Here is a 14,673-nt window from a genome sequence, read left to right as displayed (position 1 = left end):
CCACGGTCTCCGACAGGCCGTCCGCTCAAGCGTAGCCAACGCCGAAATACCTGCCGGATGTCGTACGAACGATCGCAGCAGAATCGGCATCACCATGCGGAAGCCGCGCCGCCCGAGAGGTGCAGCGTTTTGGCTGTATGAATTCGATTACATACCGGATACCTGCCTGTCGCTTATGTTGCTGTTCTGCTTGCGATAATTCGGATTGGTACTAGCGTCAATTGCGTAAGCAGATATGCGTAGGACTGCTTTTTCTCTGGAGTTTTGTTCAGCCGGAATTAGGGAAATGCAGGCCAAATATCGCTCGAAGCTCTTCCAGCCCGTGGGCCACGCCCTCGCGCTGGAACAACGCATCCTGTTCGACGGCGCCGCTGCTGCGGCCGTCGACCAACAACACCACGACAGCACCGCAACCGAGGCCAAGGACACCGCCAAGCCGGCCACCGCCGTCGAGGCGCGCGCCCAGGCAGCGGCCCCCGCACAGGCGGCGCCGCGCAACCTGGTGGTAATCGACGCACGCCTGGAGAACCGCGACCAGCTTGCTGCCAACCTGCCGGTGGGCACCACGGCGCTGGTGGTCGACGCAGGGCAGGACGCTCTCGCGGCGATCAGCAACGCGCTGGCGCAACTGGGCAAGGTCGATTCGATCCAGATCTTCTCCCACGGCGCCACCGGCCAGTTCACCCTGGGCAACCAGACATTCACCAGCCAGAGCGTCGACCAGCTCGGCGATCGCCTGAGCGCCTGGCGGGGCGAGCTCAACGCCGGCGCGGATATCCAGCTGTACGGCTGCGATGTGGGCGCTGGCAGCGCCGGCCAGGCGCTGGTCAACGAACTGGCACGCTGGACCGGCGCCGACGTTGGCGCGTCCAGCAATGCCACCGGTTCGACCCGCGCTGGCGGCGACTGGAACCTCGAAGTGCGCGCCGGCGATGTCGACAAGACCATCGCCCTGAGCGCCAGCACCCTGACGGATTTCCAGGGCCTGCTGGCCAACGCCAGCCCGACCGTGGCCATGGGCAGCGGCGGCTCTGCGGTGCGTCTGGGCGATACCTTCACCTTCGATGTGATCTTCAGCAACCCCTCGACCCAGGTTGGCTACGCCCCCTACATCGACCTGTTCATGCCGGCTACCGGACGCGACGGCAACGACGGCGCCACCTTTGTCTCGGCCACCTACCTGGGCCAGGTGGTGAAAAGCACCATCCTGACCTTCGACGCCAGCGGCAACGCCACCCACCCGTTCGCCAAGGATGCCAACGGCAATGCCCTGGTGATCAATGCCGCCAGCGTCGGCATGAAGCCCGGCGACCAGATGGTCGTCCTGCAACTGCCCTATGGCAGCGTCACCAATGGCCAGCCGGGCATAGACATCCAGATCACGGCGCAATTGAGCAACCTGGCCGACACCACCTACTCCGACGGTGCGCCCAATCTCACCATCAACGCCCGTGGCGGCTTCGAGTACGGCAACGATTCGCTGAACAACCCGACCCAGGACCCCACACTGGTGGAGTCCGCGCTGCACAGTTTCGTGGTGACCCCGACCCTGTTGTCGGTCACCCAGACAGTCAACATGCCCGAGGGCGAGACCGTTACCGGACCGAACTTCACCCGCACCCAGACGGTGACCGTGACCCCGGCCACCGGCCAGACCCTGACCAACGTCAGCGTCACCCAGACGGTCCCCGACCAGGTCCACGTCAACCAGATCACCCCCGGCGCCGGCGGTACCCTGGAGTCGGTCACCCTGCACGATGGCACCGTGTTGACCGACCCGGCGCAGATCGCCGCGGCGCTGGCCAACCCCAATGTGTTCGTCTCCAGCTACACCGTCCATTACGACACCCTGACCAGCGCCAGCACCACCCAGGTGAGCTTCTACGTACCGGAGATCGACGCCAATGGCCGCCCGGTGCTCGATCCAGCACTGGGCAACCCGGTGACCATCAACTTCGGCACCGCCACCGTCAATGGCGACTGGAACCCGCTGGATACCCGCGACCGCCCCACCGACCCGGACGGCTACCCCTTCACCGAGACCGGCAACGGCCAGGGCGTCACCTTCGTCGCCAAGTCCATCACCCTGCTCAAGCAGGTGAACATCCAGAACGACGTCGGCCAAGTCGGCCTGACCCCTGGCGATACCCTGCGCTACAACATGGAAGTGGCCATCTCGGACTTCTTCGCCTTCGGCAAGAGCATCCTCGGCCAGGGTCAGTTCACCATCACCGACCATCTCAGTGACGGGCAGACTTTCAGCACCACCAACCCGCCGACCATCGTCATCCAGATGCATGGCGGATCCCAGGTGATCCCGCTGATCTACACCGCCACGGTCAACGCCGATGGCAGCACCACGCTGGTCTTCGACATCGCCGCATCCATCGCCGCCGCGGTCCAGGGCCCGGGTGTCTATGCGCTGTACGGTGACCTGTGGGATGACGACCCGCAGGAAGGCGCCACGAGCCTGACCATCGTCTATGATGCCCTCGTCGACACGACCTACACCTCCGACCATCCGCCCCACGACCAGCTCAACGAAGGCGACAGTGTCGGCAACAACGCCACCGTCGATGCCACCGTCCTGCGCGACTCGGTGAACATCGGCGGCACGCAGACCGATGGCTCCAGCACCACCAGCACCATCCAGACATCCAACGTCGACATCGACCTGACCCAGGTGAACGGCGGCAATCCACCGGTCAATGGCGAGTTGCGCCCCGGCGACGTGGTGACCTTCACCATCACTTATGACCTGCTGGTGGCGGACTACGAGAACTTCACCCTCACCGCCTACCTGCCGCTGCCGCTGCTGGATGCCACCGGCATCAACTGGTCGCAGGGCACCGGGGTCGGGCAGTGGCTGATAACGGCCGGCAATACCATCGGTGACACGCCCGACAGCGTCACGACCGGCCCGGGCAATTCGATCATCTTCAACTTTGGCAATTTCGCCTCAGGCGGCCTCAACGGCGGCCGGGTGCAGGTGCAGTTCACCATGCGCGTAGGCGATCAGCCCTTTGCCGACCAGCGCGAACTGGATGTACTGGCCCAATCCAGCCAGACCACCACCATCGACAAGACCGTGCTGACTTCGTCGGATGTCGCGGTCATCGAGTCGATCGCCGAGCCGGTGCTGGACATCAAGCATGGCGTAGTGTCCAGCAGCAACGGAACGGTAACGGGAACGACCGGAAACTGGGTCCCGACAAACCAGACCGGCGTCCAGCCCTTCACCGGCAGCATCACCGATCTGGCGGCGGTGGACGGCAATGTCAGCGGGATCGATGGTGGCGATACCCTGCGCCTGGCTACGGCAATCAAGAACACCGGTGGCGGTGGCGCCTACGACGTCACCACCAGCATTACCCTGCCTGCTGGCGTGAGCTTTATCGGCGGCAGCCTGGCCGCGGCGAACCTGCAGATCTACCGGGGGGATGGCACCCTGCTCCGCGCCGGCACGGACTACAGCGTCAGCGGCAACACGATCACGTTCCTCGATGCCAATGGCCAGGCCACCCTGCTGGCGGGTCGTATCAGCGAAACCGGCGGCAACAACTCCACCGGCGCCAACCTGGTGGTGATCACCTACGACGTCACCGTCAACAATGCGATCCTCGCGTCGAGCACCCTGCAGAGCAGCGCGGCGCTGACCAACTACGCCAGCGTCAACGGTGGCCAGGACTTCACCCCCACCGACCTGGTCGACCTGGCCAACCAGCAGGTTGCCGCGCCAACCATCGTCAAAGGCTACAAGGACGGCAGCCTGAGCGCCGACGACTCCAGCGCCAGCCACACCACCGGCAGCGACCTGGTGATCGGCGAGAGCATGACCTACGACATCGTCGTCACCTTGCCCGAAGGGTTCACGGGCAACCTGCGCATCAACGACCTGATCCCGCCCGGCCTGCGCCTGGACACCACCTTCAACGGTGGCCTGGGCTACCAGATCATCACCACCCCGGGCAATGGCGGCAGCGATGCGCTGGCGCTCGATTTCGCCGGCGCGCTGGGCTCCATCACCCGGACGGCCGACGGCAGCGACGGCGGTGATCTGCGCCTGCTGTTCAGCAGCGCCAGCGCCTCGGCCGACAACGTCACCGGCAACAACAGCTTCGTCATCCGCCTGGTACTGATTGCCAACAACGTGATCGGCAACCAGCAAGGCGTGGTACTGAACAACGGCGCGCAACTGGTCTATAGCGACCCGGACGGTGATACCCCCAACGGCGCGACGGCGATCGACCGCAGCCTGGCCAGTGCTCAACAGCCTAGCGTGACCATCGTCGAGCCGACCCTGTCGGTGACCCAGAACCTCACCACCACCCCGGCCTTCGGCGGCTTCGGCGAGAACGCGCCGATCTCCTGGAACATCACCATCAGCAACACCAGCAGTATCAACGCCTTCGACCTGAGTTTCCTGGACAGCCTGCCGATCCAGATCAGCAACTACACCATCACCAACATCAGCGGCGCGGGTGCTGGCAGCTTTGCCATCGTCAACGGCGTGCTGCAGACCGTTGGCAAGGTGGACCTGTCGGCGGGCGGCAGCATCATCATCAGCCTGTCCGGGGTGGTGAACAGCCAGGTCGGCACGGTGCCGGTCATGCGCAACATCGCCGCCGTGCAGTGGACCAGCCTCGATGGTGCCAATGCCGGCGAACGCACGGGCGTCGACGGCATCCTCAGCAGCGGCGTACTCAACGACTACAGCATCGACAATACCCTGCTGATCCCCGTCTCCAACCAGATCCTGATCTCCCGCGTCGGTGGCATGCCGGACACCCCGCCAGCCACCAATGCCAGCGGCGTGGTCGACACCTCCGCCCCGGTCGAGACCGTGGCGGTCGGCGAGGTGATCCGTTACCGCGTGGCCGTGCAGATCGCCTCCAGCGGCACCGGCAACACCAACTACCAGATCGTCATCGACCTGGCGCCCGGCCTGGAATTCCTCGCCGCCGACCTCAATGAAATTCTCATTGCCTTCATTTCCTCGACCCAGGGCGGCCTCAACAGCAGCAACCCGCTGCTGGACGCGAACACCGTCGCCGGCCTGTGGATACAAGGCAACCAGCTAAGTCCCGTTGCCCGGCCGATCGACCCCAACGTACCGGTCGACCCGTCGAATCCCGGGGCATGGCCTGGACCGACCGTGGTGCTGAACTCCTCGCTGTACAGCATCGCCGCCACCGGTGGCCTGAATGGAGGCCAACGGGTGACCATCAGCCTGGGCAATCTCACCAACACGGAACAGTTGCCGGGTGACGACGATATCGAAGGCGTGGTCATCGACTTCAACGTCCGTGTGCGCAATACCGTCGGCAACCAGGCAGGCACCCAGCTGGGCCTGCAGGTGAGTGAGTACGTCGACGGCAACAGTGAACCGCGCGGACAGAGCAGCACCCTCTATGAAACGGTGGTCGAACCGGGCTTCACCGATCCGACCAAATCGGTGATAGGCCTGACGCTCAATGCCGGCAACACCACCGACGCCACCCTGGACGTAAGCTTCCAGCAGAACGGCAACGTGCCGGCCTATGACGTCCACCTGCAGGACAAGCTGCCGGGCGGCAGCAACTACCAGCTCGTCAGCGTCACCCTCACCGACGCCAACGGTGCCAGCGTCACCTATACCGCCGCCGACTTCGCCGCGGGCGGCGCGGCGATCCTGGCCGGGCTGACCCTCTCCATCGACGCGAACCCCGCCAACGGCATCGGCCTGGACATCGCCAGGCTCAATGTCGGCGACAAGGTCAGCTTCCGCTACAGCGTCACCGTGCCGGACAGCCCCATCGCCAATAACGCCGCCAGCTCCGCCGTGCTGACCTGGACCAGCCTGCCGCAGAGCTTCACCAGCTGGGGCGGCTCGGCGGTCGGCAGCGCCGGCAGCGCCAGCGGCGAGCGCACCGGCCAGGACGGCCCCGGGCCGGACCAGAGTGTGCTTAACAACTATGTGAAGAGCGTCGGCATCGCCTTCGGCGTGGTGCGCGGTACCCTCTGGGACGACACCGGATCCGCCACCACCAGCACGACGCCGGACGGCCCTGGATTGGCTGGCCAGACCGTCACCCTGACCTGGGCCGGCGCGGACGGCCTGTTCGGCACCAGCGACGACGCGCAACTGGCCACTACTACCACTGACGCCAACGGCCAGTACGTCTTCAGCATCCTGCCCAGCGGGCTTTATCGTGTGGACGTCAACGCGCAGGTCAGCAACCCCACCGCCGGCGATCCCGGCAATACCCTCAAGGTTCGGATCGACACCGATGGCGCCGGCAACACCCTCAACCGGGTGCAGCTGAGCCTCGATGGCGGCACCTCCACCAATGGCCCGACCGCCCAGGCGGACTTCGGCTACGTGCACCTCAACGAGGCACCGGTCAACACCTTCGCCCCGCAACACGGCCAGGAGGACACCGTGCTGCACATCGGCGGCCTGGCCATCAGTGACGTGGACGCTGGCAATGGCGAGCTCACCGTCACCCTCTCGGTACTCCACGGTGTGCTCTGGACCAGCGCCACAACGCCGGCGCCCGATGCGGTCCCGCCTACCGGCGCCAGTAACACCCTGGTCCTGCGCGGCACACTCGCGCAGATCAACGTGCTGCTCAGCCAGCTCTATTACAAGGGCAACCAGGACTTCAACACCTTCCGCGACAGCGAAACGCTGAAGATGGTCACCAATGACCAGGGCAACTTCGGCGACCATCCAACGACCGGGGATGGCATTCCCGGCCAGAACCCGGCCGATGCCCTGAGCGCCACCGACGAGATGAACATCGTCATCGACCCGGTCAACGACGCGCCCACGGCCAACCCGGACCTGAACATTGCCATCGAGGCCGGCGGCCTGCACAACGCCGACCCGGGCTGGAACCCGACCGGCAACGTGCTGGACAACGATACTGACGTCGACATCGCCACCAACGACGACTTCCTGCGCGTGACCCGCCTGGAAAACGCCACCGGCGGCTTCGTGGTGGTCCCGACCAGCGGCGTGGTCAGCCTGGCCGGGCGCTACGGCACGCTGTACATCACCGCTACCGGTGGCTACCAGTACATCGTCGACAACAATAACCCGGCAGTCGAAGCACTGCTCTCGGCCGGCGATATGCTGCGCGATACCTTCGGCTACTTCATCGTCGACAGCGGCGGCCTCACCAGCAGCGCCGGGATTGCCATCGACATCCATGGTGCCAACGACACACCGATCGCCAATCCGGACATCGGCACTGCCGTGGAAGCAGGCGGCACCAACAACGGCACCCCCGGCCAGGACGCCACCGGCAACGTACTCACCGGCGATCCCGTCACAGGTGCAGGCGCCGACACCGATGTCGACTCGGTAGCCCTGGGCGAAACCAAGGCAGTCAGTCTCGTGCGCTACGACGGTCCCGGCGGTGGGCGCACCTTCCCGGTCACCAGCAGCGGGCCGACGTCCCTGCAGACCGCCTTCGGCACCCTGACCATCAATGCCGATGGTTCCTATCGCTATGTGGTCGACAACAGCAGCCTCGCCGTACAAAGGCTCTCTCCCGGCGATACGCTGACCGAGAACTTCACCTACCAGATGACCGATGCTGGCGGCCTCAGCTCCATCACCACCCTGACCATCACCATTCAGGGCGCCAACGACGCACCCGTGGCGGTGGACGACCACAACACCGCCACGGCCGGCTCCAGCGACAACAGTCCGGCACCGATCAATGCCAGTGGCAACGTGATCACCGGCGCCCCCGGCACAGGCGCCGACACCGATGTCGATCGTCTCGACCAGCCCAATATCAACCCCCTCAAGGTCGATGGCGTGCGGTCGGGCCTGGAAACTGCCGGCGGTACATTGACCACCGTCGCCAGCGGCGCCCCGGCAAGTATCGTCGGTAGCGTCGCCAGGCTTGCCAACGGCAATGTCCTCAGCGGCAACTTCGGCCAGCTGACCCTTAGTGACGATGGCACCTACACCTTTGTGGTCAACAGCGCCGACCCGACGATCCGCGCACTGACCGCCAACCAGAGCCTGGATGTCATCTTCACTTACCGCATCCACGATCGCGGCGGCCTGACCGACCAGGCGCAACTGGTCATAACCGTAACCGGGGTCAACGACCCGCCGGTGGTCAACCCGGTCAGCGTCAATGCCGTCGAAGCGGGCGGCCTGAACAACGCCACCCCGGGGCTCGACCCGAGTGGCAGCATCCGCTCGTCCTACAGCGACCCTGACGGCGATCCCCTCACCATCACCGGCATCGCCACGGCCGGTGGCACCACGGGCACGCTCGGCCAGGCCCTTGTCGGCCAATACGGCAGCCTGGTGCTCGACGCCCAGGGTAACTACCGCTACGTGGTGGACAACAACAACCCGCTGGTGGAGGCACTTCGCACCCCGCTGAACACCCTCAGCGATGTCTTCCAGTACACCGTCAGCGACGGCAACGGGAAATTCGTCAGCGCGACCTTCACCATCGTCATCCATGGCCGCGACGATACCCCCATTGCCCACGACGACACCGGTAACGCCGTCGAGGCTGGAGGCACCAACAACGCCACGCCCGGCTCACCGGCGACCGGCAACGTGATGACCAATGACCTCGACGTGGATGGCACCAACTACGGCGAGACCCGCACCCTCGATGCCCTGCGTACCGGCGCGCGGAGCGGTAACGGCGCCTTCCTCAGCCTGACCAATGGCAGCATCACGCTGAATGGCGCTTACGGCACCCTGGTCCTCAATGGCAATGGCAGTTACACCTATATGGTCAACGACAGCCTGGCAGCCGTCCAGGCTCTGAAGCTCGGCGACTCGCTGGCGGACGTCTTCACCTACCGGATGCACGACACCGATGGCGCCAGCTCCATCGCCCAGTTGACCATCACCATCGAAGGCCGCTACGACGCGCCGGTGGCCAACGACGACATCAACTACGCCGTGGCGAACCTCGACGGCAGCGGCGGACGTAACCCCACCGGCAACGTGATCACCGGCGTTGGCGTGCTCGGCACCATCGTCGGTGCCGACACCGACGTGGATGCCGGCGACCACATGGTCATCACCGGCATCGGCGTGGGCGCCGAGAACCGTAATCCCCCGCTGACCGGCGTGGCGGCCGGCACCACCAGTGCCAACGGCCACGTGATACAGGGGGTGTTCGGCACCCTGGTGATCGGCGCCGACGGCAGCTACCAATACTTCGTCGACAGCACCAATCCCACCATCGTCGCCCTGGGGCCGCTGGCCTTCGCCATCGAATCCTTCACCTACCAGGTGACCGACGATGGCGGTCTCAGTGACCAGGCCTCGCTGTTCATCATCATCCGCGGGCGGAACGACCCGCCGATCACCGCGCCAGACTTCGGCACGGCGATCGAGGACGGCGGCCTGCACAACGCCACCCCGGGCAGCAACCCGTCTGGCAACGTGCTCGCCAACGACACCGATCCGGACACCATTACCTCCATCCCGCAGGACGTGATGCATGTCGTCTCGTTCTGGGCCGGCGACAGTTCGACGCCAACCAGTGCCACCGCGCCCGGCCAGAGCCTGCGGGGCCAGTACGGCACCCTGACGCTCAACAGCGACGGCAGCTGGAACTACGAACTGGACAACTCCCTGCCCGAGGTCGAGGCCCTGCGCGCCAGCGGCCAGACCCTGCAGGACAGGTTCACCTACCTGGGCGCCGACATCTGGGGCGGCGCCACGCCCGGCCTGCTGACCATCACCATCGACGGGCGCAACGACACCCCCATCGCCAACGACGACAGTGCCATCGCCGTCGAGGCCGGCGGCGTGAACAACGGCACTCCGGGCGTGGACCCGCGGGGCAACGTGCTCGACAACGACACCGACGTGGATGGCGTGCAGTACGGCGAAACCAAAACCGTCGTCCACTACACCAACCAGAACGGCGCATCGGCCAACGCCGGCAGCGTACTGCAAGGCCTGTACGGCAAGCTGGTGATCAATGCCGATGGCAGCTTCCAGTACCTGGTGGACAATGCCAATCCCACCGTACAGGCGCTGCGCACCGCCGGGCAGACCCTGACGGAAGTCTTCACCTACCGCATGCGTGACACGGCCGGCGCGACCTCCGACGCGCGCCTGAGCGTGACCATCCAGGGCGCCGACGACAACCCGGTGGCGCGCGACGATCACACTGTCGCCAGCGACGAAACGCCCGCCCCACAGGCCACCGGCAACGTGCTGCCCAACGACAGTGATGTGGACGGCGGAGACCAACTGACCGTCACCGGAATCCGTACCGGCGAGGAAACCGCCAGTGGCACAGCCGGTGCCATCGGCCAACCTATTGCCGGGCGCTATGGCACCCTCGTGCTGAACGCCGATGGCAGCTACACCTACACCATCGACATGAGCAACCGGGAAGTTCTGGCCGCTGCCGGCCTCGGGCAGATCCTCAAGGACTACTTCACCTACACCATCAGCGATCTGACCGGCCTCACCGACCAGGCACAACTGACCATCACCCTGAGTATCGCCACCCCCTACATTCCACCAGGGCCACACTTCGATCGCTTTGGCGAGGATGGATTCCCACGCGACCGTCTCCCCGACGTCGACCCGGCGATCTTCGTGCAGCCGGTGGTCGAGCGTATCGATGATCGCCTGTCGCTCTCCAACTGGGGCGCCGACGGTAGCAACATCGACTTCTTCGCCACCCCGGAAATCGAAAGCCCATCGCTGGGGGCTCAACTGGGGCAGGTCAAAGGTCAGTTCGTCGCCCGCGCCGTGGCCGAGAGCCGCCGAGCCGCCGACCTGGACACCCGCTGGGTCGACGGCCGCCACGGCGTCATCAGCCTGAGCGCCGACGGCCTGCTGCCCGATCCGTCGGTGTGGGCCCCCTTCCCCGCCGACATGGTCGGCAAGACTGACAAGACACAGACCGCACCGGGCTTCCGCGCCCAGTTGCGCGAGGCCGCCCAGCGCCGGAGCGGCGGCCAATGAGGACCGAGCGACTTCTGATGAATCAAGGACAGAACATGCCCGCCTACGCACTGAAATGCCTGAGCGCCACCATCACCGTCAGCATCTTCCTCAGCGCCTGTTCGGCGTTCGAACCCAAGCCCTACACCGAGGAGGAAATGCGCCAGCGCGTGATCGAAGACCAGGCCCGGATGTACAAGGAACAGGAGCCGGTCAACGGGCCGATCACCTTCTACGAAGCCTCGGCGCGGGCGCTGAAGTACAACCTCGACTACCGCCTCAAGCTGCTGGAAAGCGCGCTGGCCTCCGATCTGCGCGACGTCACCAGCCACGAGATGCTGCCGCGTGTGGTGGCCTCCGCCGGCTATGCCGGGAGGAACAACGACTCCGGCGGTACCTCCATCGGCATCGAAGACCGCCAGGTCAGCTTGCGTCCGTCCACCTCGGAAGAGCGTTATCGCCAGCTCTACAGCCTCGGACTGTCCTGGAGCCTGCTGGACTTCGGCGTCGCCTATTACCGCACCCAGCAGAAGAACGACCAGATGCTGATGGCCGAGGAACGCCGCGAGAAGGTCGCACAGAACGTCCTGCAGGACGTACGCAATGCCTACTGGCGCGCCCTCGGTGCCCAGCGCCTGCTGCCGGAAGTCGACGGCCTCCTGATGCGCACCCACCGCGCCCTGACCTCCGCCCGCGAGGCCGAGGGCAAGGGCCTGCTGCCGCGCCAGGACATCCTCGCCTACCAGCGTGCCCTGCTCGACTCGGTCTACATGCTCACCGTGCGCCGCCAGGACCTGGAGTTCGCCCGCGCCGAACTGGCCGCACTGATGTCACTGCCGCCGAACACGAAAATGGTCCTGGCCGACATCGGCGAGCAGCCGCTGCCGCTGGTGACCAACAACGTCGAACAGCTCGAACGCCTGTCCCTGGAGCGCCGTCCGGAAATCATGGAGGAGTGGTACCGCAAGCGCGTCGACATGAATGACCTGAAGATCGCCAAGGCCCAGCTGTGGCCCAACGTGAGCTTCAACTACGGCTACGAGTACGACTCCAACAAGTATCTCTACAACAACGACTGGAACCAGACCGGCATCAACGTCTCGATGAACCTGCTGCGCCTGGCGCAGTACCCGGATATCAAGGCTGCCGAGGCCAGCCAGGAAAAGACCGACGACATGCGCCGCACCGCGCTGTCCATGGCCATCCTCACCCAGGTCCGGGTCGGCCTGTTGCGCTACCAGCTCGCTCGCCAGGAAGTGGAGTTCGCCGACGACAGCCTGCGCGTCGACCAGAGCCTGCTCAGCTATGCCCAGTCCGCCCGCGGCGCTGCGCTGGGCAGCGAGCTGGAGCTGATCCGCGCAGAAGGCCGCTACCTGCTCTCGCGCTACCAGCGCGAGGCCGCCTACTCCGACGCTCAGGCCGCCTGGGGCCGGCTGTACAACTCGGTGGGCTTCGAGGTGATGCCCAAGGAAATCGAGAACCACGACGTGAAGACCCTGGCGCGGGAGATCCAGCGCACTCTGGAGCAGCAGACCAGCACCAACCTGCTCGCCAGCAACAGCCCCTCCAGCGGGCAACCTGTCATTGGGCAACCCTCCACCGGGAAACAAGGAACCGCCAATGCCGCGCAGTAAGTCGTACCTGCTCCTGCCGTTGTGCCTGATGCTCCTCCAGCCCGCGCTGGCCGAAGACGCCCGCAGCGACCTGCCGCCCTTGCCCGACAACCAGGACCCCGGCGCCATCCGTGTGCTGCTGGTGTCCAACCTGGAAACCACCCTCTCCGCCCAGATGAACGGCACCCTCGGCGCGCTCAAGGCCAGCCTCGGCGACAAGGTCGCCAAGGACGCCGAACTCGCCCAGCTCAACTGCGTGGAAGTGAACGCCCGCGCCAAGGTCGCCGCCGCCGAACTGAACATGGCCCGCTCCAACCTCGCCGCCAAGCAGAACCTGCGCAAGCTCGATGCGGTGGGTGATCTCGAAGTCGCCATGGCCAACACCGAAGTGCAGAAGGCCGATGGCGCTCTCACCCTGGCCCGCGCCCAGGCCGGCTACTGCCTGGTGGATGCGCCCTTCTCCGGTCGCATCGCCAAGGTCTACGTCAAGCCCTACCAGACGGTGACCGCCGGCACGCCCTTGTTCGACCTGGTCAGCGACGGCGCCCTCAAAGTCCGCCTCAACGTGCCGTCCTCCATGCTGCCCAGCCTGCGCCCGGACATGCCGCTGGAAGTCGACATCCACGAAACCGGCAAGCACTACCCGGCCAAGGTCAGCGTGATCAACGCGCGGGTCGACGCCGTGGCGCAGACCGTGGAGCTGGAGGCGAAGCTGGATGCCAGCTACCCCGAACTGATTGCCGGCATGAGCGGGGTCGCGCGCTTCCCCGAAAGCCATGAGTGAGTTGCTGCCACCACCCCAGCTGTTGCTGAGCCTGGCCACTGTGCGCGACAAGGCGCTGGCGGCCGACTCACTGGGCGGCCTGGCGTTCAGCATCGCCAATGACCTGTTCCCGCTGCTGCGCTTCCACCAGGCACTGGTATTCGCCTGCCACGAGTCGCGCAACGAGCTGCTGGCGGTGTCCGGACTGGCCAAGCCTACCGAAGACTCGCCCTACCTGGTGTGGCTGGAGCGCGCCAGCCGCTGGGTCGCCGCGCAACTGCCCGACGCCACGCCCACCTGGCTGGCCCGCGACGCCATCGAGCCGCCGGTGGACATCGCCGAAGGCTGGAGCGAATGGTGGCCCGCCGGGCTGTGGTGCGTACCGCTGCACGACCGCACCGGCAAGCGCCTGGGGCTGGTGCTGTTCCTCCTCGACGAAGCACCGGCGCGCAACCTGCAACCGCTACTGCAGGGTATCTGGCAGACCTGGGCGCACGCCTGGGCCTCGTTCGGACCGCGCCCCCGCCTGCGCTTCTGGCGGCCAAGCAAGCGCCAGGTGCTGGTCGGCGTGATCGCGCTGGCCGCATTACTGCTGATCCCCGTGCGGCAGACCGCCCTGGCGCCGGCGGAAGTGGTCTCGCGCAATGCCCAGGTGATCAGTTCGCCCATCGACGGGGTGATCGTCCGGATGCTGGTACGGCCCAACCAGACCGTCGAGGTCGGCACACCGCTCTTTGAGCTGGACGAAACCACCCTGCGCAGTCGCGCCGACGTGCTGGCCAAGGAAGTCGCCGTGGCTGACGCCGAACTCATGGCGGCCAGCCAGCGCGCCTTCGACAACCCGCAGAGCAAGAGTGAGTTGACGGTGCTCGACGGCCGCGCCCGCCAGCGCCGCGCCGAACTGGCCGCCGTGCAGGCGCAACTGGCGCGCACCCGCGTGCTGGCACCGCGCGCCGGCGTGGCCGTGTACAGCGACCCCAACGACTGGCTGGGCAAGCCGGTGGTGGCGGGCGAGCGCATCCTGCAGATCGCCGACCCGAAGGCGCCGGGCATGCGCATCCAGCTGCCGGTAGCCGACGCCATTGCCCTGGAGCCAGGCGCGAAAGTGGCACTGTTCCTGACCGCCTATCCGCTCGACCCGTTGCACGGGGAAATCCTCGACACCAGCTACCAGGCCAAGCCCAGCGACGAAGGCGTGGCGTCCTATCGCCTGCTGGCTAGCGTGCAGGACGCTCCGCCCCACGCTCGGCTCGGCCTGCATGGCACCGCCAAGCTCTACGGTGAGCGCGTGGTGCTCGGCTACTACCTGCTGCGCCGCCCGCTGGCTTCCCTGCGCGCCTGGACCGGCTGGTAGC

Annotated in this window: 4 protein-coding genes; all 4 read left to right on the top strand. The window is 66.0% G+C overall.

From position 1 onward, the window contains the following. Positions 1-286 precede the first annotated feature (286 nt). The 4 genes from AC1ZV1_RS14450 to AC1ZV1_RS14435 are packed head-to-tail and all read left to right on the top strand — an operon-like array spanning position 287 to position 14,672. On the top strand, positions 287-10,963 hold the full coding sequence (locus AC1ZV1_RS14450) for a VCBS domain-containing protein (RefSeq protein WP_484297351.1): 10,677 nt from the start codon (positions 287-289) through the stop codon (positions 10,961-10,963). Between the two features lie 35 nt (positions 10,964-10,998). After that, positions 10,999-12,576, top strand: a complete 1,578-nt coding sequence (locus AC1ZV1_RS14445; protein WP_484297350.1) for a TolC family protein — start codon at positions 10,999-11,001, stop codon at positions 12,574-12,576. Then, positions 12,563-13,339 (top strand): efflux RND transporter periplasmic adaptor subunit, encoded by a 777-nt coding sequence (locus AC1ZV1_RS14440; protein ID WP_484297349.1) that lies wholly within the window; start codon positions 12,563-12,565, stop codon positions 13,337-13,339. Before AC1ZV1_RS14445 ends, AC1ZV1_RS14440 begins: the two co-directional genes overlap by 14 nt. After that, positions 13,332-14,672: an efflux RND transporter periplasmic adaptor subunit gene (locus AC1ZV1_RS14435; protein ID WP_484297348.1), complete on the top strand. Its 1,341-nt coding sequence runs from the start codon at positions 13,332-13,334 to the stop codon at positions 14,670-14,672. Before AC1ZV1_RS14440 ends, AC1ZV1_RS14435 begins: the two co-directional genes overlap by 8 nt. Position 14,673 lies beyond the last annotated feature (1 nt).

The organism is Pseudomonas sp. BB438, assembly GCF_057180225.1.
This window is presented reverse-complemented; position numbering and strand designations above follow the sequence as displayed.

Coding starts and splice junctions, on each gene's coding strand:
- AC1ZV1_RS14445 (WP_484297350.1), top strand. CDS start 10,999: ATGCCCGCCTACGCACTGAAATGCCTGAGCGCCACCATCACCGTCAGC.
- AC1ZV1_RS14435 (WP_484297348.1), top strand. CDS start 13,332: ATGAGTGAGTTGCTGCCACCACCCCAGCTGTTGCTGAGCCTGGCCACT.
- AC1ZV1_RS14440 (WP_484297349.1), top strand. CDS start 12,563: ATGCCGCGCAGTAAGTCGTACCTGCTCCTGCCGTTGTGCCTGATGCTC.
- AC1ZV1_RS14450 (WP_484297351.1), top strand. CDS start 287: ATGCAGGCCAAATATCGCTCGAAGCTCTTCCAGCCCGTGGGCCACGCC.